Raw genomic sequence first — 19,407 nt, 5'->3', positions numbered from 1 at the left:
CTCAATAAACCGGGCTCAAGGGGACGATGGCGGAAAAACGCAACCAGTCCTTCTGCGCTTTTGGTGTCCACGCCGCCTCGGCAATGGCCGGCAGCCTCGGGAAAACCAGATGGTTGAAATAGGCACGGTTGAGGAAGTGTTCCGACCAGATGCAGGCCTGAACGCCCTTCATCCGCTCCTTCAACTCCTCGGGAAATTCGCCGACGGCTTCATAGGCATAGGTATGCGAAGGCGGAACGGTGCCGGCCCAGCTTGCGCCCGGCTCCTGCCAGGCTTCATCCTGCACCATGTCCAGATAATAGGCCTGACCCGGCGTCATCACCACGTCGTAGCCCTGGCGCGCAAGCTCAAGTCCGACTTCCGGCTTCTGCCATGCCATCAGCAACGTTCCGGCCGGATCGACGCCGCCGCCATGGGAAACCTCATCCCAGCCGGCAAGCTGACGGCCGCGCTCGTGCAACATCCCCTGAATACGTTTCATGAAATAGGACTGGATGCCGAAGGTGCCATCCAGCCCCTCCTTTTCCATCAGCGCCTTGGCAAGAGGCGAGGCGAGCCAGGACCCATCCGCAACCTCGTCGCCGCCAATATGGATCAGCCGCGACGGAAAGAGCTCAACCATCTCGTCGAATATCTTGCCGAGGAATTCATAGGTCGGCTCGATGGCCGGGTTCAGCGCGTTGTTCGGATATCCCTGCACAGAGCGATAGCTGTCCGGTGCCTCCTGCCCATCCGTCAGTTCCTGATAGGCGACAAGAGCCGCCGTGCTGTGGCCGGGAATATCGACTTCCGGCACGATTTCGACATTCAACGCGGCCGCATGCGCAACGACCATGCGCACCTCATCCTGCGTGTAATAGCCGGACACCGGTTCGGCCCCGTTACCGAGCTGCGGCAGAAGTGGCGCATCCGGACCGCGTGTCGCGCCGACTGTGGTCAGCAGCGGATAGGCCTTGATTTCAAGACGCCACGCCTCATCATCCGTCAGGTGCCAGTGGAACCGGTTCATGCGCAGCCATGCGAGAATATCGATCAGCCGCACGACATCATCAGTCGGATAGAATTGCCGCGAGACATCCAGATGGCAGCCACGCCAGCTATAACGCGGCGCATCGCTGATGGTGCCGGCAACAGGGAAACGGAACTTGGGATCGATGCGCGCGCCATGCAGCAGCTGCGCCAGAACCGTCAAGCCATATTGCAGACCGGCAGCGGCCGAATATTCCACAACGACCGCGTCTTTCGAAAAGGTGATGCGATAGCCTTCGGCTTCCAGACCGCTATGCTGCTTGAAACGAAGCGGTTTTCCCTCATGAACCGGCGCGAGGCTGAAGGGCACGTGCCCGACGGCAAAAAGCCTGCGGAACAACGAAAGCACGGTTTCCACCGCAAGCACCTCTTCCGCGCCTGCATCTTCCGTGGGGAAGAGCGCGACGGGGAAGCCTTCGCCCGGTTCCGCATCGATTTCGGCAGGCCAGGGCTGGATGGAAAAGGGCAGATCGAGCTTGCCTTCAGGAAGCAGCACCGGTGCCGGCTCGCTGTGACGCCCATCCAGCATCAGGTCACCGACATCGACAGCGCGATGCGTTCCGTCGGCAAGGCTGACATAGGCGGATTTCGCGCCATCCGTGCGATGCCTTGCGGGCCGCAGCAGGCCATCGACGGTGAAGCGCCAGGATTTGCCGGGCTCCAGCACGAAGCCCGCCGGCGGTGCTAATTCATGGAAATTGGCGTTGCGGCGCAGGTAAACGGCATTGCCGCACACCGGCTTGTCCACCGTCCGCGTCAGCGACGTGTAAACGATACGGAAATCCTTCAGCGGTGCGCCGGAAAGATTGACGAGAGTGAAGGTAAAGCCGCCGGATGCGGACTCTGCGAGCGGATGCCAAGAATTTTCAAGACGATATTGTGCGAGCGCCATGATGCTCCCCTTTATTGCGCATTGGAACCGGTGAGACGGTTTTAATCAGTAGTGTTCGGATTGCGAGAAAGTCCGGGCAAGCGGTGCCTGCCCCGCCGTGAGACCACAATCAACCGGCAAGCACACGCCGCTGATGGCGGCGGCCTGCGGGCCGGCCAAGAAAGCAACCGCATTGGCCACATCTTCAGGTCGCACGATCCGCTGCAGCGGATACCAGTGCTTCGCCTCCTCGAAGACCTGAGGATTGACGGCGGCCCGCGCCTCCCATGCCTGCGTGCGCACGGTGCCCGGCGCAACGGCGTTGGAGCGGATGCCGAATTTTCCGTATTCGACGGCGATCAGCTTGGTCAGATGGATCAGCCCGGCCTTTGCCGCGCTATAGGCAGGGTGGCCGAATACCGCCATGCCGTTGACGGAGGTGATGTTGACCACCGACCCCTGGGTACGCTTCAACGCCTCCTCGAAAGCCCTGAAGCAGAGAAACGGGGCTTCCAGATTGAGGATATTGTCCTTGCGCCATATGTCGGCGGTCGTGTCATGCAGGCTGACCGCCCTTGCGGCACCCGCATTGTTGACGAGGGTCGCGACATCACCCAGTTCCGCAACCTCGGCGGCCAGCCTCTCAAGGTCCTGCGGATCGGTGACATCGCAGGTTTTCGCAACGAAGCGGGGACCGGAAAGCAGGGATAGCGCGCCCGAAAGAGCGTCGGGATCGATATCGACCAACACTACCTTTGCATGGCTTTCAGCGAGCGCCGCAGCAATTGCCCGACCAATATCACCTGCCGCGCCGGTAACGACGGCGAGCTGGTCTTTCCTGTCCTTCATCTCCTACAACTCCCTTGAAGCTTTACGACCCGCCACAAAGCGAGGTCTCCGGCAAAGCAGCCTGTGTTTTTCGGCATACCGCCCTCAATCACCGAGCAATTGCTTGTCATCCGGGTCACGATGTTCCACGAGCTGCTGCTTGATATGACGCAACGTCACCATCGACCGTTGCCGTTGGTGATAGGCAGCAAGCGTCGCCAGAACATCGACGGCGGCCAGATAGGCGTAGCGCGATGAGGTGGGGCGGAAGATATTGTTTCCCTCGGGTACATTAACGGCCACCACCATATCCGCAGCCGCGGCAACAGGCGTGTCGCTCTGGGTGAGCGCAATGGTGGTGACCCCCATTTCCCGCGCCAGCCTGAAACATTTCACCAGTTCCATGTTTCGGCCGGAAAAGGACGAACCGATGATGACGTCTTCCTTGCGCGCAGCGGCGGTCATCATCAGCTGCATGCTGTGATCGGCGCTGGTCGAAACGCGCAGACCCAGGCGGAACAGCCGGTTCTGGATTTCCGAAGCTATCATCGAGGAATTGCCGCCCGCGCCGAAGGCGTAGATCATGCCGCTATTGGCGATCCTGATCGCCGCTTCATCGGCAAGGGCGGGATCGAGCGTCCTGTGCAGCAGGAAAAGCGCTTCCTGCGCCTTGGCAAGCACCTCCTCCGCGACATCGGAAGGGCCGGCGCTGGAGGGCTCGGAGGTAAGATACCGGATACCCACATAGGCCGTCTTGGCGAGGCTGACCTTGAAATCCGAAAAGCTCTGGCAGCCGAGACGCCGGCAGAACCGCGTCACCGTCGGCGGAGATACTTCGGCGCGGACCGCAAGCTCGATGATCGAGGCATTGACGGCGAATTCGAAGTCCGAAACCAGAATATCGGCGATCCGCCGTTCCGATTGCGAGAACTGCCCCCTGTCTTCCTGTATCCTTGCGAAAATATCCATGTTCACCGGTCTCCGTTCCGCCAAAACTTAAGCCTTGGCTCCGTTACCGATGCACCCTAATAAAGCGCGCCCGTCAACCGCATAGCCCCCTGAATCGATCCTGTTTCGTCCCATTGACGACACGACGGACACCTCTGATTTGAAAATTATTTTCTCTGTTGATTGATAGATGAGCATATGCCAACAATCTTCACCAGAGAAAACTCCAAATCTTGAAAATAATTTCAAAAACGGACCCAAACCATGCGTGACCCCTTCAAAAACCCCTTTCCCGCAACGGACGTCGCCCGCCATTCTATCTGGGAGATGCTGGTGACGCGGGACATCGACGCATTCCTTACTGCCGACTGGTCGAAGGTCGCGGATGATTTCGTCGAGGACGGCTTTCTCGGCATCAACGCCAACCGGGATGCAAACCCGGACAATTGGCGCCTGTCCTTCCCATCGCTTGAGGCCTATCGCGACGAGTGGTTGCGGCAGGCGCAGGATTTCCAGACACAGCAATTCGCCGAAGACCCGCGGGGTGCGATCTTCACGACCACCACGCTGGAAGAAATCGAAGTGGAAGGCGAGACCGCGCTGGTCCGCAAGAAGTTCGACGGCGGGCTTCGCAAGGCCGATGGCAGCTTCGACGTGATGAAATGGCAGACGCTCTATTATTGCCGGCTGCATGAGGGCCGCTGGAAGATCAGCGGTTTCACCGGCTACATGCCCAATCCTATGCCCTGATCCAACGGACTTGGCAGACAGTTTCGAACGCCGGGCCGAAAGCCCGGCGTTATTTTTTCGTCTGGAAGACGAAGAAGAAAACCGACGAAAATGGATCTCGTCAGAGAAAACCGGGCATGGGGAGACAGATTTCATGGCCCGGTTCCTGCCCTTTATTGTATCAGCTTGAGGACGGAGAGATCGACGCGCCGTTCCAGCGCTGTGCCGCTTTCATCGAACAGATGGCAGTCCGACGCCTTAATGCCGGTGACGATGAGTTCGTCGACAACAACCGGCGCGGAACCGGAAAGAAGCGCGCAATAATTTTCACCCGTGGGCGCGACGCCATAAGCGATCGTATTTACACCCAGCCGCTCGATAACGCTGGGCGCGACCTTGATATTCAGGTCGGCCGTTTCGAGACCGGTATGTTCCGGGCGAATGCCGAGCGTCAGCTGCGTGCCTTCAAGACCGGCGCGCGGCTCCACCGGCACGGTGATTGTCTGGCCCTCATACTCCACGGTCACACCATCGGCGCTGACGGATTTGCAGGTGACCTTCAGGAAATTCATTTTCGGATTGCCAATGAAACCGGCGACGAACAGGTTTGCGGGCTTGTGGTAAAGTTCCAGCGGCGCGCCGACCTGGGAGATTTCGCCCGCATTCAGCACCACGATGCGGTCGGCCATGGTCATGGCTTCCACTTGGTCATGCGTCACGTAGATCATCGTCGCCTTCAGCGTCCGATGCAGATTGGTGAGCTCGATACGCATGTCGGCGCGAAGTGCGGCGTCAAGGTTGGAAAGCGGCTCGTCGAACAGGAAGATCTTCGGCTCGCGAACGATGGCGCGACCGATCGCTACACGCTGGCGCTGGCCGCCGGACAACATGCCGGGACGCTGCTGCAGGCGCTGGTCGAGTTGCAGGATCTTGGCGACGGCCTCGACCTTTTCCTTGATCTTGCCCTCTTCCATCTTTTCGACGCGGAGGGGAAAAGCGATGTTTTCAAAAACTGTCATATGCGGATAGAGCGCATAGGACTGGAACACCATGGCGATGCCGCGTCTAACCGGCGGCAAGTCATTGACCTTCACGCCGTTGATGACGATGTCGCCGGCGGAAATATCCTCAAGGCCGGCGATCATGCGCAGCAATGTGGATTTACCGCATCCCGAGGGACCGACAAAAACGACGAACTCGCCATCCCTGATGTCGAGCTGAACGCCCTTGATGACTTCGAAATGTCCATAGTTCTTGCGGACGTTGTTGAGATAAAGCTGACCCAAAACTTGCCTCTCCCGTCACCAGCCGACATCAGGCTGCGTTCAGAGACGTTCCGCGACACGGAAAAATCGCGCCTTATCGGAACCGTTAAAACACACGAGAAGCTCCTGCCGTCATAGCGGCGGGTATTCTCGCAACGAATTATGAGGTTGCGGGCGACCTGCGCCCGCAACCGTATAAAAGTGGATTACTTGTACTGCTCGAGAGCGGCAGAGGCCTTCTTTGCGGCATCTTCCGGTGTCGCCTTGCCGGTAACGACAGACTGCACCATCTCAATCATCGTGTCCTGGAAGCCCTTGTAGTCAGTGAAGAGCGGCTCGGGACCGCCATAGGCGATACCGTCGATCAGCGGCTTCCAGAAGGGGTCCTTGGCGATGAACTCATCAACCTTCGGCGACGGACGAAGCGGGGTCAGGCCAGCGCCGCCCTGCAGTTCGTATTCGCCCTGCGGGCCGGGAGAAGTGATGAACTTGGCGAATTCGGTCGCCTTTTCTTCGACACCGGTTCCCTTGAAGATCGCGAGGCTGTCGGTGATGAGCAGCGTGCCGGGACCCTTGGCTTCAGGGCCGAGCGGCAGGGTTGCGATACCCCAGTTGATCTTGGTTTCCTGCAGGCGGGTTGCGGCACCCGATCCCGCCTGGATCATGCCAACCTTGCCATCGAGGAAGATGGCGCGGATTTCGTTCTGCTCGTAGGCCGTCGGACCTTCGACGGAGTAAGGCGTGATGTCCTTGTAGGCCTTCAGAGCTGCAAGAACCTGCGGGCTGTCGACGGTGATCTTGTCGCCGTCGATGACCTTGCCGTTATTGGTGTAAACCCAGTGCATGAACTGGTGCATGGTGTTGTCGAAGGTCTTGGCGGGCAGACCATAACCGGCGACGCCGGTCTTTTCCTTGATCTGCTTGGCAAAGGCGATCTCTTCAGCCCAGGTCTTCGGCGGCACTTCCGGATCGAGACCGGCCTGCTTGAAGAGGTCCTTGTTCCAATAGAGCGCCTTGGTCGAGAAGGCGACGGGCACGCCCCACTGCGTATCCTCGAAGGTAACCGTATCGACGATGTTAGGGTAGTAGGTCTTCTTTTCGTCTTCGGTCATCGGCACCGGAACGATGAGGTCGTTCTGTGCGAACTGCTTCAGCGTGCGCGAACCGACATAGGCCATGGCGACCGGAGTGCCGGCGGCTGCGAGCGTGGTTGCCTTGTCCTGGCACTGCGCCCAGCCGACGACTTCCGGAACGACCTTCCAGCCGGCATTCTTGCCTTCCCATTCCTTGATGTATTTTTCATGGATGGGGTCCATCTTGTCGCCGCAATAGATCCAGCTGATCTCCTTGTCGGCGGCGTGTGCCGCCACCGTGCCAAGGGCAGTGGAACCGGCAAATGCGAAGGCGCAAAGCGCCAATCCGTAATGTTTCAGTGCCATAGATAGTCTCCCGTTTTCTGGTGGTCGTTCCTATTGTTGATTATTTCACCGCGCCTGCGGTAAGCCCGCTGACGAGATAGCGTTGCATGAAGAAGATGACGACCATGGCCGGCGCAATGCCGACGAAGCTGGCCGCCATCAACTCATTCCAGACGACTTCCTGACGACCGAAATAGGCAAACAGGCCGATGGGCAGCGGCATATATTCGGTCTTGGAATTGAAGGTGAGCGCGAAGATGAACTGCTGCGCATAAGCGCCGATGAAGGTGGTGATGGACACGACCGCGATACCAGGCATCGCCAGCGGCAGGATCACCCGGCGGAAGGTGTAGAAATAGCTCGCGCCATCCACATAGGCCGCCTCCTCCAGTTCACGCGGGATACGCAGCATGTAGGTCCGCAAAAGCCAGATGGCGGTGGGGATCAAAAAGGCGGCACCGGGAATGATCATCGCCAGATAGGTGTTCAGCACGCCCATATTGCGCATCAGCCGGTAAAGCGGGATCAGCAGCACCGCACCGGAAAACATGTTGATGGCCAGAAATGCGCCAAGCAATTGTCCACGCCCACGAAACTGGAATCTGGCAAAGGCGTAGGACGCCGGCACCACCAGCAGCAGGACGATAATGGTCGAGATCGTCGAGATGAAGAAGGAATTGAAGACGTAGCGGGCAAAAACGGGAACGCTGACCCACATGGTCCGGTAGGCCTCGAAGGAGCCGTTTTGCGGCCAGAACTTGTAGGGCGAGGAGAAAAGCAGGCTGAGCGGCTTCAGCGAAACCAGAAATCCTTCCACGAAGGGCGCCAGCACGAAGGTCAGGAACACGGCGATGCCGCAATAGATCCCGACGATTTCATACCATCTGTAACGGTTGATCATCGCATTCTTGTCGGTCATCGGCTGGCCTCCTGCGAGATACGGCTGGTGATGCGGAAGTAGAAATAGGTGAAGATCGACAGGAAGATGCAGATCAGCACGGCGCGTGCAGCACCCTCACCGTATTTGTAGGAACCGATCGCCGTTTTATAGGTGTCGATGATCATGGTCGTAGTCTGGCCGGTCGGGCCGCCCTGCGTCAGGATCCAGATGATATCGAACGAGTTGAAGGTCGAAATCAGCGAGATCATCGACATGGTGATCATGGCAGGCAGCATCAGCGGCAGTGTGATGCGGCGGAAGCGGTAGGCGCGGCTGGCGCCATCCGTCCAAGCTGCCTCGTAGAGATCCTGCGGAATGGCCTGGATCGCCGCCAGCAGATAAAGCGTCACCATCGGCACGCCGATCCACACATCGGTAATGATCGTCGCCCAGAAAGCCGTGCTGCCATAGGCGAGGAAGGCGACCGGACCGTCCACCAGACCCACGTTCTGAAGGACACCGGAAATCATGCCGAACTGGCCGTTATACATCCAGCCCCACATGAAGATGCCGATAGCCATAGGCACGATCCATGGCGGCATGGTCAAAAGGCGAAACAGCGCCCGACCAGGAACGGCCGAATTCAGAAGGACTGCACCAAATGTGCCGATGATCATCTTTATCGAGACGGAAAAGAACGTCCAGATAAAGGTCCGCGTGATGACCTCGGCAAAAGTCGCGTTGAAAATCTTCTCGTAGTTGATCAATCCCACCCAGTTCGTCGTTTTTCTAAGCGACGCATCGGTGAAGGACAGGATGAAGGTATCGACGAGCGGATAAGCAACGATAACCGTGATGTATAAAAGCGCCGGCAGAAGAAGAAGCCAGGCGAAGACGACCGCGCTGCGTTTCGCATCCATCGCCGCGCCCCTCAAGCCGATTTCACGGCGGGGGATTTCAGCTGCCCGTGCAGCGCCAGATCATACTCCTCCCACACCGGCTTGAGATCGATCACTTTACGGCCATGGCGCGCTTCATCCATGGCAAGCGCCAGAATTCCGGCCTCTATCGCATCGAGTGCGGAAACCGGCAGCGGCGTACCCTTGACAATATGGGCGATGACGTCCTCCGCCATCTGCTCATCCGCACCATAATGCTGCGAGAGCGTGGTCGCCGCCGAATAGGTCTTGGCAACGGTCTTTTCATTGGTCCGGGCATTGTGCACGTTCAGGAAGCCGCGAACAAAATCGCCCTCGGCCATGCCCTTGGCGCCGATCACGCAGAAGCGGCGGAAATCATCGGGAACGTTGAGATTGGTATGGAAGGCCAGCGACGCGCCGTTCTCATATTCGACGATCGCCGTCTGGTAGTCGATGATGTCGCCGTCGCTGTCGAAGACCTTTTCGGAGCCCATCCAGCCGCTCGGCTTGCGATGGTAAACCTCCATGTCGTTGATACCGTCATTCTGCGGCGCGTTCGCCGGTGTGAAGCTCTTGCGCCCGCCGAAACTCGATACGAAACGCGGCCGCGCACCGACCACGCCATTATAAAGATCGAGGTCGTGGCAGCATTTTTCCAGCATGAAGGAGCCGGAATAATTCTCGTAACGCCGCCAGTCACGCATGAAGAATGCGCCGTGATAGGGCGGAATATGCTCCGAGGCCTCGATGGAAACGACATCACCCAGCTTGCCTTCGGCCTGCGCGGCGCGCAGATCGCGGTAGAGCGGGGAATAACGCAGGACCAGACCAACGAGCAGCCGCTCGTGACCGTGCTTGTTGAGCAACCGGGCGAGTTCGAGGCTTTCCTCGATGCTGACGACGATGGGTTTTTCAGAGAAGATGGTGCAGCCGGCCTCAAGCCCGATGCGGATATGTTCAAGATGCATATGGTTCGGCGAGCCGATCATCAACAGATCGAATTTTTCGTTTGCGATCAGCGCCTCGGGACTATCGTAAGCCTTGCCGGCCGAAATGCCCTTTTCCTGCAGACCCGGCAGGCCTGCCGGCGCCGGATCGACATAACCGACGATCTCGAAATCCTTGTCGATCTCATGAAAAACGTAGCCCAGATAACCGAGACGGAATCCGAGTCCGATAATTCCCACCTTCATGAACTTTGTTCCCTGTTCATTCGTAATTCATTTTCGCAGAAGCGACCATTTCTGTGCTGGCCATCCAGTTATCTGCGATAATTTTCCGTCACGATGAAATTAATTTTCACGACGGTCAAGTTAAATTCGATTTCACTAACGCTGCCGCCAGCTGGAAACCGATTTTTTCGTCGAGACAGGTGCGAAACAGATCGCCGCCGGCCACCAACGCACAAAACAATACCAAAAAAATGCCAATCGTCCAGAGCATTTCCGTTATCGGGAAATTTTTTTTGGTTAATGCGAAAATATCAAGCACATAGCCTTATTATCAGGCAAAATATCGAAAAAATAACCGATTAATCGTACAAATCCGACAATGGTTTTATTTTGGTATTGCTGATTACGCGGCATATGATATAGCCAGAGCCGGCCATATCGCCGACCACATGGATCGTGACAGAGGTTATGGATGAACGGGGCAGCGCTTAATCTGGATGACCTGCAATCAGGCGGCGGCCCGCTTTACCTGAAACTGCGCCAGACGATTGAAGACGCCATCAATGGCGGCCGCCTGAAGCATGGCGACGCCTTGCCGCCGGAGCGCGATATTGCCGAAAGCGCCTGCGTCAGTCGCGTCACAGTGCGCAAGGCGGTGGATGATCTCGTTCGCGATGGTCTTCTGGTCCGCCGGCACGGTTCGGGCACTTTTGTCGTCAAGCCCATCACCCGTATGCAGCAGCCCCTGACCAAGCTCACCTCGTTTACCGAGGACATGCGCCGGCGCGGGATGACAGCGAGCACACGCTGGCTGGACAGAGGCCTGTTCCACCCGACCGGCGACGAGATGATGGCGCTCGGCCTTTCCCAATCCGCCATGGTGGCGCGACTCACACGTCTGCGTCTCGCCAACGACCAGCCGATCGCACTCGAAGTCACGAGCCTGCCGGGCGATATTCTGCCCGACCCGCAACTGGTTGAAAACTCGCTTTATCTGGAGCTCGAGAAAAGCGGCATTCGCCCCGTGCGCGCCATTCAGCGCATCTCCGCCCGCAACCTCACCGATGAGGAAACATTGCTGCTTGGGGTCCCGCCAGGCTCGGCAGCCCTTTCCGTTCAGCGAATGGCCTATCTGGAAAGCGGACGCCTCATGGAAATATCCCGCGCACTGTACCGCAGTGACGCCTATGACCTCGTCGCCGAACTGACGATGGGTCCCGAGTGACAAACCTTGATCAAGGACATGAAACGATGACAACCCTGATGCGCCAGGAAATCGATGAGATTCCCGATGCAGTCGCCCGCCTGCTGGACAATGCCAAAGCCGACTTCCGGGAAGCCGGCGCTCACCTGAAGGCCCGTGACCCGGCCGTTATCGTCACCATTGCACGCGGCTCCTCCGACCACGCCGCGCATTTCCTGAAATATGCGATCGAATTGCAGACCGGGCTGCCAGTCGCTTCGCTCGGCCCCTCGCTCGCCTCGATCTACCAGACGAAACTGCGGCTGGACCGGGCGGCGGCCTTCGCCGTCTCGCAATCCGGTAAAAGCCCAGATATCGTCGCTCTGGCGGAAAGCGCCCGTACGGGTGGCGCGCTTACCTTCTCGCTCGTCAACACCCTGCCCTCCGCGCTCGGCGAAGCGGCAAATCACGCCATCAACATCCAGGCCGGTCCTGAAAAAGCGGTGGCGGCAACCAAATCTTTCGTCAACTCCATCGTCGCTGGCCTCGCGATCCTTGCCGAATGGACGGAAGACAGCCTGCTTGCCAAGGCGGTCAGCGCCCTGCCGCAGAATTTCGCCAAGGCCATCGCGCTCGACTGGAGCCAGATCGGCGAAGCAGTCAAGGGCGAGGAATCGCTTTATATGCTAGGCCGCGGTCCGGCTCTCGCCATTGCCGCGGAAGCCGCCCTGAAATGCAAGGAAACCTGCGAACTCCACGCGGAGGCCTATTCTTCGGCGGAAGTCATGCACGGCCCCGTTTCGCTGGTCGCGCCGAAATTTCCCATCATCGCCTTTGCCGCGCGTGACCGCGCGGAAACCTCCGTGACTGACATAGCGGCCGGTCTCGCCGGCAAGGGCGCAAGCGTTTTCGTCACCTCCGCAAAAGGCAGCCCGGCCAAGCCCTTGCCCTTCGTGGAAACCAATCACCCGCTGACCGACGCCCTGTTGCTGATCGCACCGTTTTACGGCTTCATCGAGCAATTGTCGCGCGCACGCGGCTTCAATCCGGATGCGCCCGTGGCGTTGAAGAAGGTGACGGAAACCCAATGAGCAGCAAGGCATTTGTCGGCGCCCGCATTTTCGATGGCGCCGGGTGGCACGATGGCAAGGTGCTGGTGACCGGTGACGGCCGTGTTGGCGACATAGCCGACCGCATGTCCGTACCCCCAGACGCCGACATTATCGATGCGGAAGGACTGCTCATTGCGCCGGGCTTCATCGACCTCCAGGTCAATGGCGGCGGCGGCGTGATGTTCAACAATGAGCCGGATGTGGAAGGCATTGCCCGCATCTGCTCGGCCCATGCACAATTCGGCACTACGGCGCTGATGGTCACACTCATCACCGACCGGCCGGACATTACCTCCAGAGCCGCCGAAGCCGGCATCGTCGCCCACAAGGCTGGGGTGCCCGGCTTTCTCGGCCTGCATTTCGAAGGGCCGCATCTTTCCGTCGCACGCAAGGGCACCCATGATCCGGCGCTGATCCGAAAGATGGAAACGGCCGATCTTGCGATTCTGACGGGCTGCAAGGCGAAGCTTCCATTCGTGCTGACAACCATCGCCCCGGAAAACGTAACCGAGGAGCAGGTTACGGCGCTGCGCAGGGCCGGCATCGTCGTCAGTCTCGGCCATACCGATGCGGGCCTCAGCGTGGCGACGGCCTATGCCGAGGCCGGTGCATCCATGGTGACACATCTCTTCAACGCCATGAGCCCGCTCGGCCACCGCGAGCCGGGGCTGGTGGGAGCGGCACTTTCTAACGGGAAGCTGGATTGCGGGCTGATCGCCGACGGTTTCCATGTCGATCCCGCCGCGATCGGCATAGCGCTTCGCGCCAAGAATAGTCCTGGCCGCATTTTTCTCGTTACCGACGCCATGTCCACCATCGGCACGGACGATGACGGTTTTGAACTGAATGGCAGGCGCGTCTATCGCAACGGCGGCCGGCTGACGCTTGAAGACGGCACGCTGGCGGGGGCGGATATCGATATGCTCTCCTGCGTCCGCTTCATGCATGAAAAGCTGGACACACCGCTGGAAGAGGCCTTGAGAATGGCCTCGGCCTATCCCGCCGAGGCGGTCGGCGCCTCCGGCAAAGGTAAACTCCTGCCCGGTTTCGATGCGGATTTCGTCATGCTGACACCCGACCTTCAGATGCATTCGACATGGATATCAGGAGAAAAAATCCACGATGCCGCACGTTCCGGAGCCTGAATCATGATCGTTTGTTTCGATATAGGCGGAACGACCATCAAGGGCGCGATTGCCTACGCTCCCGACGATATTCGCCCCGTGCCGCGCATCCCGACGCCCAAGACCAGTTTTGAAGACTTCGCCGCCGGCCTGAAATCCATCATCGATAATAGCGGCGGCACACCCGCCTGCGTGTCGCTGTCGATTGCCGGCGTCATCGACGCCGACACCGGCAAGGCCACTGTCGCCAATATTCAGAGCATCCATGGCAGGGTATTGAAGGACGAGTTGGAAAAGGCGCTGCACCTTCCCGTCATCGTGTCGAACGATGCGGATTGTTTCGTGATCGCCGAATCGGAAATCGGTTCCGGGCGAGGCCATCGCGTGGTCTTCGGCGTCATCCTCGGAACGGGTGTCGGCGGTGGCCTTGTCATCGACGGCAAGCTCATCAACAGCGACGGCGGTTTCGCCGGCGAATGGGGACACGGGCCGGTGGCCGCGACATTGGCCGGAAACCCGCCGGTTTCACTGCCGCGTTTCGAATGCGGTTGCGGCCTTTCCGGCTGCGTCGACGCAATCGGCAGCGCCCGTGGCATGGAAAAACTGCATTCGCATCTTCACCGGCAGGAGATGACCAGCGAGGACATTATTGCGGCCTGGCAGGCGGGCGATGCGAAGGCCGCGAGAACCATCGATGTCCTCATCGATATTCTCGCCTCGCCTCTGGCGATGGTGATCAACGTTACCGGCGCAACCATCGTGCCGGTCGGCGGCGGACTTTCCAATTCGAAGGCGCTTCTCGCAGCTCTGGACGAGGTGGTCAGGAGCCGCATTCTCAGACGCTTCGATCGCCCTCTGGTCGTGCCCGCCATCTGCCGCATTGAGCCGGGGCTGATCGGTTCCGCCGTTATCGGGCTGAAATATGAGAAAGAAGCCGCCGGCACTGCCTGAGCGGCGTCACACCGTCTCGATCTTTTCCCGGCGGAAACCCAGCCCCACCAGCCGGCCGGTGAGATGGGAAAGAAGCGGAAACCGCATGATGGCCAGCACAAAGGCTGGCGGTCCCTTCGGTTTTTCCGCATCGGCCCGGCCCTTCTTGCCGCCGATACGCATCATCCGCTGCAGAAATTGCGTGGCCTTGGTCGGGAAGGATCGCCACTTTTCAATTGCGGCAAGATCGTCGTCGGTAACGGCGCGACCGGATACGAGCACCGGCACCAATATATTCGCCGCCGCAACCGCATCCTGAATGGCCAGATTAATGCCAACACCACCGACAGGCGACATGGCATGAGCCGCGTCACCAATGCAGATCAGGCCCGGTTTCCACCAGCGCTTCAGCCGGTCGATACGGACGGTCAGGAGATGCACATCGTCCCAGTTCTTGAGCTCATCCAGCCTTTCGCGTGGGAAAGGGCAGATTTCCGCAACCCTGTCCCTGAAGGCTTCAATTCCCTGCAGCTTTATGTCCGCGAAAAATCCCTTTCGCACCACGTAACCGCATTGCCAGTAATCGCCCCGGTTGATCATGACGAAACCCTGCCGCGAGCCGGCATGCCCCATGGTTTCCGTTGGATCACCAGGCTGTTTCGAAAGACGCAACCACAGTACTTCGGTCGGAATGCCGAAACGCTGCACCTCCAGCCCCGCCGCCTCGCGAACGGTGGAGTTACGGCCATCCGCTCCCACCACCAGATCGGCTTCGATCTCGATGATGCCTTCCGGTGTGCTGACCGTGAGACCACCAACATGCCCGCCGCGCTCAATCAGGCCGGTCACCGGCGCATTCATCAGCAATCGGAAATTTTCGTATTGCCCCGCCTTGCCGACAATGAAATTGAGAAAATCCCATTGCGGCATAAAGGCGATGAAGCGGTGACGGACCGGCAGACGGGAAAAATCCGCTATCGTGACACGCTCGCCGCCGATGACCGCATTCAGCCTTAGCGCACGCGTATGCGGCAGGCTCAGGAACTCATCGACAAAACCGAGTTGCTCCATCAATTCAAGCGTCGAGGGATGGATGGTGTCGCCACGAAAATCGCGGAGAAAATCCCCGTGTTTCTCGACAACGACGACATCGATACCGCTGCGCGCGAGCAGCAGGCCAAGCATCATGCCCGCCGGCCCGCCGCCGGCCACGGCGACGGACGTGCGGATACGCTGAACGGACCTGCCGTCATTTTCCGGAGCGTTTGTCGCCTCTTCCATCACCTTCCCCCTATGTCCCGCTGAAAGTCTCTATCGTGTATCCGCCGCCGGAAGATTTGCATTTTTCGGCTGCGGCCAGCCCTGCGCGTCAAACCGGAACAGCATTTCGGACCGGGCAAAGATAAAGGCGAAGGCCATGGCCGTCCACATGCCGAGCAACAGCCCGGCGGCGACATCGCTTGGATAATGTGCGCCGACAATGACACGCGAAACACCGATGACAAGGGCAAGCAAAAGAAACGCCCAGCGGAAGCGCGGCATCAACATGGCGAAAACGCCGAAAAACGCCCCGGCGGCTGTCGAATGGCCGGAGGGAAAACTTTCATAGAGATTGTCGCCCGTAAATGGAGTGAGGCTATAGGCGCCCATTTCAAGGAGAAGCTCCGGCCTTGCCCGCCCGATCAGGAATTTCAGCGTATGGACGAGAATGCTCGCCGTTCCGATCGTCAGAAAGAAATAAGCCAGAAGCCGCCATGCCGTCCTCAGCCGTCCATTGTAGGTCTGCGCCGTTAAAACCCGTGCGGCGACATAGGCCAATATCGCCAGAAGGCCGGTGGAATAGAGCATCCAGCTGAAGGTTCCGAAATCGGTAATCGCGCGGTTAAAGGAAACCACCCCACCCGGCAGGGCCTGCGCACTTTCGGAAAGACGCGGATCAAAAGGAATGAAGACCAGGACCAGCACAAGGCTTGCCGCAAAAATCCACCCGCTGGAAACCAGGAAACGTCGCATCAATATCCTCTCATTGTTTTTCTTGCATATGGCTTTGCCCTCCGCAAAAACAATAGCCCGGGCTTTGTCCTTGTTATGGCTGGTTTTCGCGAGTAGAGGCTAATGCATGTTGCCCGAAAGTGCGTAACGATTTCGGGAGAATGACAGGCACCAAGAGGTGCGAACCGGAAACGACCGACGGACTGAAAATGACGGATGCCAGTGAAATGCCACGCAAGCTGACAATATTGGGTTCGACAGGTTCGATCGGCACCAGCACGCTGGATGTGGTCCGTCAGCTGGGTGGCCGCGACGCGTTCGAGATCACGGCGTTGACCGGCGCGGGCAACATTGCTCTCCTTGCGGAACAAGCGCGGGAATTCGGCGCGCGGCTGGCAGTCACGGCTGAAGATGACAAATACGAAGCGCTGAAATCGGCCCTTGCCGGCACCGGCATAGAGGTTGCGGCAGGCAAATCCGGCCTCGAAGAAGCGGCATCGATGGATGCCGGCTGGGTGATGGCGGCGATTGCCGGAACCCCCGGTCTCGCGCCGACGCTGACAGCCGCGCGGCGCGGCGCAGATATAGCCCTCGCCAACAAGGAATGCCTGGTTTCGGCTGGTGATGTTTTTCTGCGCACGGTCAAGCAGGGCGGCGGCAGGCTGATCCCCGTCGACAGCGAGCACAGCGCAATCTTCCAGTGCCTGACGGGCGAACATAAACAGGCCGTGGAGCGCATCGTGCTGACGGCCTCCGGCGGGCCGTTCCGCACCTGGTCGCGCGACGAGATGGCCAATGTCACGGCGGATATCGCCCGCGCCCATCCCAACTGGTCGATGGGGCTGAAGGTCTCCATCGGCAGCGCCTCGATGTTCAACAAGGGGCTGGAAATGATCGAGGCGAAATATCTCTTCGATCTCAGGCCCGATCAGGTGGAGGTGATCGTCCACCCGCAGTCGATCATCCATTCGATGGTGGGTTATACCGATGGTTCCTATATCGCCCAACTCGGCTCTCCCGACATGCGCACCGCTATTTCTTATGCCCTCACCTATCCGCAACGCGGCAATCTGAATGTCGAGCGGCTGGATTTCGCAAAACTGGCGCGGCTCGATTTCGAAGCGCCGGATGAAGCCCGTTTCCCGGCGATCCGTCTGGCCCGCACGGCGCTGGAGCGCGGCGGCTTGCAGGGCGCAGCCCTAAATGCCGCCGAAGAGACCGCCTTTCACGCCTTCGTCGCGGGCGGCATCGGTTTTCTCGATATGGCCGAGATCGTCGAAACGGTCATGGACCGCATGCATGACGGCCGATCTGCCGCGACCATCGAAGACGTCTTCGCAGCGGATGAGGAAGCCCGTCGTCACGCCCGTGAATTGATCGCCACAAAAGAAAAGGCCGCGTAAACGCGGCCCGGTCTTCTTTTATCTTAACTGCGGCCTCACGCCACCGCACGCGCCAGTGCACAATGCGACCAGAGCTGGTGCAACGCGCCAACGAGATGCTCGATGTCGGCATCGCTATGCAGCGGCGTCGGGGTAATGCGCAGGCGCTCGGTCTTGCGCGGCACAGTCGGATAGTTGATCGGCTGCACGTAAACGCCGTGACTGTCGAGCAGGATATCCGAAATCCATTTACACTTGGCGGCATCACCCACCATGACCGGCACGATGTGGCTGGGATTGTCCATGTGCGGAATACCGCGTGCATCGAGAAGACCGCGCAGCTTGCGCACGCGATCCTGATGGCGGGCGCGCTCGAAGGGGCTTGCCTTCAGATGCTGGATCGAAGCGATCGCGCCGGCGGCAAGCGACGGCGGCAGGGCCGTCGTGAAGATGAAGCCGGAGGCGAAGGAGCGGATGAAGTCGCAGACCGCCGTGGACCCGGTAATATAGCCGCCCATCACGCCGAAGGCCTTGCCGAGCGTTCCTTCGATGATCGTCAGGCGATCCATGAGACCTTCGCGCTCGGCAATGCCGCCGCCGCGCGGGCCATACATGCCGACGGCATGAACTTCATCGAGATAGGTCATGGCGCCATAACGGTCGGCCAGATCGCAGATTTCCTTGATCGGCGCGATATCGCCATCCATGGAATAAACGGATTCGAAAGCGATCAGCTTCGGCGCGTTCGGATCGGCAGCCTTGAGCTTGGCTTCGAGATCTTCGAGATCGTTGTGTTTCCAGATCACCCGTTCGCAACGGCCATAACGGATGCCTTCGATCATCGATGCGTGGTTGAGCGCATCCGAGAAAATGATCAGGCCCGGAATTTTCTGGCCGAGCGTGCCGAGTGTTGCCCAGTTGGACACATAACCCGAGGTGAAGATCAGCGCCGATTCCTTGCCATGGAGGTCGGCAAGTTCCTGTTCAAGCAGGACGTGATAATGGTTGGTGCCAGAAATATTCCGGGTGCCTCCCGCACCCGCGCCACAGTGATCGATGGCGGCTTTCATGGCTTCGATGACTTTCGGGTTCTGGCCCATGCCGAGATAGTCGTTGGAACACCAGACGGTTACGTCCTTGCGTTCGCCATTGGCGTTGTACCGTGTCGCGCGGGGAAAATTGCCCTGCTGGCGTTCGATATCCGCAAAAACGCGATAGCGTCCCTCAGAATGCAGGCTTTGCAGTTCCGTTGTGAAAAATGCCTCGAAGTCCATGCCATGCTCCAGAATTGACCAGATCGTTTTTCTGCCTCGACACCGGGACCGTCAACCCTTGCGAGCTGCTTTAACCACGTCTGCGTCAATTCGCCGTTGTTTTGAACCATTCCAATAAACCGTTTATAGACGCTGATGAAAAGTACAAAATTGATTCACATCAAAAAACCGCGAGATTTGGAACCTTTTTCGCACCGCGCCGTTGTCTGGCACACAATCGATTTACGCTCGCAGGAATGCCTGGAAGATGAGGCTTCCCTAAACGACATCGAATTGTTAGTTATCTGTGGCGGTCGGAGGTAGCAGTCGCCGCAGATAAATATGGGACGCCTACCGAGCCGAAGAGCTCA

Annotated in this window: 18 protein-coding genes; 6 read left to right on the top strand and 12 right to left on the bottom strand. The window is 58.9% G+C overall.

The features are described from left to right. Position 1: 1 nt before the first annotated feature. From QRN60_RS20165 to QRN60_RS20155, 3 genes are all read right to left on the bottom strand, one after another. A complete protein-coding gene (locus tag QRN60_RS20165) occupies positions 2 to 1,921 on the bottom strand; it encodes a beta-N-acetylhexosaminidase (protein ID WP_129564771.1) in 1,920 nt (639 codons plus the stop codon). A gap of 45 nt (positions 1,922 to 1,966) precedes the next feature. Beyond that, positions 1,967 to 2,749: an SDR family oxidoreductase gene (locus QRN60_RS20160; protein ID WP_003504903.1), complete on the bottom strand. Its 783-nt coding sequence runs from the start codon at positions 2,747 to 2,749 to the stop codon at positions 1,967 to 1,969. Positions 2,750 to 2,833: 84 nt separating this feature from the next. Then, positions 2,834 to 3,697: a MurR/RpiR family transcriptional regulator gene (locus QRN60_RS20155; protein WP_129564772.1), complete on the bottom strand. Its 864-nt coding sequence runs from the start codon at positions 3,695 to 3,697 to the stop codon at positions 2,834 to 2,836. A gap of 243 nt (positions 3,698 to 3,940) precedes the next feature. Between QRN60_RS20155 and QRN60_RS20150 the strand changes: the two genes are divergently transcribed. Next, on the top strand, positions 3,941 to 4,426 hold the full coding sequence (locus tag QRN60_RS20150; RefSeq protein WP_060725424.1) for a hypothetical protein: 486 nt from the start codon (positions 3,941 to 3,943) through the stop codon (positions 4,424 to 4,426). A 152-nt stretch (positions 4,427 to 4,578) separates the two neighbouring features. Here QRN60_RS20150 and QRN60_RS20145 read toward each other — a convergent pair whose 3' ends face one another. The 6 genes from QRN60_RS20145 to QRN60_RS20120 all read right to left on the bottom strand — a co-directional run bounded on the left by QRN60_RS20145 (position 4,579) and on the right by QRN60_RS20120 (position 10,379). Next, positions 4,579 to 5,691: an ABC transporter ATP-binding protein gene (locus QRN60_RS20145; protein ID WP_060725423.1), complete on the bottom strand. Its 1,113-nt coding sequence runs from the start codon at positions 5,689 to 5,691 to the stop codon at positions 4,579 to 4,581. 185 nt (positions 5,692 to 5,876) lie between these two features. Further along, positions 5,877 to 7,109, bottom strand: a complete 1,233-nt coding sequence (locus QRN60_RS20140; RefSeq protein WP_003516773.1) for an extracellular solute-binding protein — start codon at positions 7,107 to 7,109, stop codon at positions 5,877 to 5,879. Positions 7,110 to 7,149: 40 nt separating this feature from the next. Beyond that, complete coding sequence (locus tag QRN60_RS20135; RefSeq protein ID WP_129564773.1) at positions 7,150 to 8,007, bottom strand: carbohydrate ABC transporter permease; 858 nt, start codon at positions 8,005 to 8,007, stop codon at positions 7,150 to 7,152. Beyond that, the gene (locus tag QRN60_RS20130) at positions 8,004 to 8,888 is read right to left on the bottom strand and encodes a carbohydrate ABC transporter permease (protein ID WP_129564774.1); all 885 of its coding nucleotides are present in this window, start codon (positions 8,886 to 8,888) and stop codon (positions 8,004 to 8,006) included. Before QRN60_RS20130 ends, QRN60_RS20135 begins: the two co-directional genes overlap by 4 nt. An 11-nt stretch (positions 8,889 to 8,899) precedes the next feature. Beyond that, a complete protein-coding gene (locus QRN60_RS20125; protein ID WP_129564775.1) occupies positions 8,900 to 10,081 on the bottom strand; it encodes a Gfo/Idh/MocA family protein in 1,182 nt (393 codons plus the stop codon). A 115-nt stretch (positions 10,082 to 10,196) separates the two neighbouring features. Next, positions 10,197 to 10,379, bottom strand: a complete 183-nt coding sequence (locus QRN60_RS20120) for a hypothetical protein (protein WP_035212808.1) — start codon at positions 10,377 to 10,379, stop codon at positions 10,197 to 10,199. Positions 10,380 to 10,532: 153 nt separating this feature from the next. Here QRN60_RS20120 and QRN60_RS20115 point away from each other — a divergent pair, with 153 nt between their 5' ends. From QRN60_RS20115 to QRN60_RS20100, 4 genes are read left to right on the top strand one after another with little or no spacing between them, the layout of a single operon-like run. Continuing rightward, a complete protein-coding gene (locus QRN60_RS20115; protein ID WP_003504923.1) occupies positions 10,533 to 11,285 on the top strand; it encodes a GntR family transcriptional regulator in 753 nt (250 codons plus the stop codon). A 26-nt stretch (positions 11,286 to 11,311) separates the two neighbouring features. Then, the gene (locus QRN60_RS20110) at positions 11,312 to 12,334 is read left to right on the top strand and encodes an SIS domain-containing protein (RefSeq protein WP_111793061.1); all 1,023 of its coding nucleotides are present in this window, start codon (positions 11,312 to 11,314) and stop codon (positions 12,332 to 12,334) included. Next, positions 12,331 to 13,500, top strand: coding sequence for an N-acetylglucosamine-6-phosphate deacetylase (gene nagA / locus QRN60_RS20105; RefSeq protein ID WP_111793062.1), 1,170 nt, complete (start codon positions 12,331 to 12,333; stop codon positions 13,498 to 13,500). Before QRN60_RS20110 ends, nagA begins: the two co-directional genes overlap by 4 nt. A gap of 3 nt (positions 13,501 to 13,503) precedes the next feature. Beyond that, positions 13,504 to 14,430, top strand: a complete 927-nt coding sequence (locus tag QRN60_RS20100; RefSeq protein ID WP_003504929.1) for an ROK family protein — start codon at positions 13,504 to 13,506, stop codon at positions 14,428 to 14,430. 6 nt (positions 14,431 to 14,436) lie between these two features. Here the strand turns inward: QRN60_RS20100 and QRN60_RS20095 are convergent, their stop codons facing one another. Both QRN60_RS20095 and QRN60_RS20090 read right to left on the bottom strand, forming a co-directional pair. After that, a complete protein-coding gene (locus QRN60_RS20095) occupies positions 14,437 to 15,690 on the bottom strand; it encodes an FAD-dependent oxidoreductase (protein WP_129564776.1) in 1,254 nt (417 codons plus the stop codon). Positions 15,691 to 15,720: 30 nt separating this feature from the next. Continuing rightward, the gene (locus QRN60_RS20090; protein WP_020812884.1) at positions 15,721 to 16,422 is read right to left on the bottom strand and encodes a phosphatase PAP2 family protein; all 702 of its coding nucleotides are present in this window, start codon (positions 16,420 to 16,422) and stop codon (positions 15,721 to 15,723) included. Between the two features lie 188 nt (positions 16,423 to 16,610). Between QRN60_RS20090 and dxr the strand changes: the two genes are divergently transcribed. Continuing rightward, complete coding sequence (gene dxr / locus QRN60_RS20085) at positions 16,611 to 17,804, top strand: 1-deoxy-D-xylulose-5-phosphate reductoisomerase (protein WP_111793065.1); 1,194 nt, start codon at positions 16,611 to 16,613, stop codon at positions 17,802 to 17,804. 35 nt (positions 17,805 to 17,839) lie between these two features. Here dxr and hemA read toward each other — a convergent pair whose 3' ends face one another. Then, positions 17,840 to 19,057 (bottom strand): 5-aminolevulinate synthase, encoded by a 1,218-nt coding sequence (gene hemA / locus QRN60_RS20080; RefSeq protein WP_003504938.1) that lies wholly within the window; start codon positions 19,055 to 19,057, stop codon positions 17,840 to 17,842. Between the last annotated feature and the right edge of the window lie 350 nt (positions 19,058 to 19,407).

The sequence above is a fragment of the Agrobacterium sp. CFBP2214 genome (genome assembly GCF_030209895.1).
Lineage (GTDB): Bacteria > Pseudomonadota > Alphaproteobacteria > Rhizobiales > Rhizobiaceae > Agrobacterium > Agrobacterium radiobacter.
The sequence above is the reverse complement of the archived record's forward strand: the minus strand, read 5'-3'. Positions and strand labels throughout refer to the sequence as shown.

Excerpts from the sequence above, each read along its gene's own strand:
- QRN60_RS20115 (WP_003504923.1), top strand. The coding sequence starts at position 10,533 with ATGAACGGGGCAGCGCTTAATCTGGATGACCTGCAATCAGGCGGCGGC.
- nagA (WP_111793062.1), top strand. The coding sequence starts at position 12,331 with ATGAGCAGCAAGGCATTTGTCGGCGCCCGCATTTTCGATGGCGCCGGG.
- QRN60_RS20140 (WP_003516773.1), bottom strand. The coding sequence starts at position 7,109 with ATGGCACTGAAACATTACGGATTGGCGCTTTGCGCCTTCGCATTTGCC.
- QRN60_RS20155 (WP_129564772.1), bottom strand. The coding sequence starts at position 3,697 with ATGGATATTTTCGCAAGGATACAGGAAGACAGGGGGCAGTTCTCGCAA.
- hemA (WP_003504938.1), bottom strand. The coding sequence starts at position 19,057 with ATGGACTTCGAGGCATTTTTCACAACGGAACTGCAAAGCCTGCATTCT.
- QRN60_RS20095 (WP_129564776.1), bottom strand. The coding sequence starts at position 15,690 with ATGGAAGAGGCGACAAACGCTCCGGAAAATGACGGCAGGTCCGTTCAG.
- QRN60_RS20150 (WP_060725424.1), top strand. The coding sequence starts at position 3,941 with ATGCGTGACCCCTTCAAAAACCCCTTTCCCGCAACGGACGTCGCCCGC.
- QRN60_RS20090 (WP_020812884.1), bottom strand. The coding sequence starts at position 16,422 with ATGCGACGTTTCCTGGTTTCCAGCGGGTGGATTTTTGCGGCAAGCCTT.
- QRN60_RS20160 (WP_003504903.1), bottom strand. The coding sequence starts at position 2,749 with ATGAAGGACAGGAAAGACCAGCTCGCCGTCGTTACCGGCGCGGCAGGT.
- QRN60_RS20100 (WP_003504929.1), top strand. The coding sequence starts at position 13,504 with ATGATCGTTTGTTTCGATATAGGCGGAACGACCATCAAGGGCGCGATT.
- QRN60_RS20165 (WP_129564771.1), bottom strand. The coding sequence starts at position 1,921 with ATGGCGCTCGCACAATATCGTCTTGAAAATTCTTGGCATCCGCTCGCA.
- QRN60_RS20110 (WP_111793061.1), top strand. The coding sequence starts at position 11,312 with ATGACAACCCTGATGCGCCAGGAAATCGATGAGATTCCCGATGCAGTC.
- QRN60_RS20125 (WP_129564775.1), bottom strand. The coding sequence starts at position 10,081 with ATGAAGGTGGGAATTATCGGACTCGGATTCCGTCTCGGTTATCTGGGC.
- QRN60_RS20130 (WP_129564774.1), bottom strand. The coding sequence starts at position 8,888 with ATGGATGCGAAACGCAGCGCGGTCGTCTTCGCCTGGCTTCTTCTTCTG.
- dxr (WP_111793065.1), top strand. The coding sequence starts at position 16,611 with ATGACGGATGCCAGTGAAATGCCACGCAAGCTGACAATATTGGGTTCG.
- QRN60_RS20135 (WP_129564773.1), bottom strand. The coding sequence starts at position 8,007 with ATGACCGACAAGAATGCGATGATCAACCGTTACAGATGGTATGAAATC.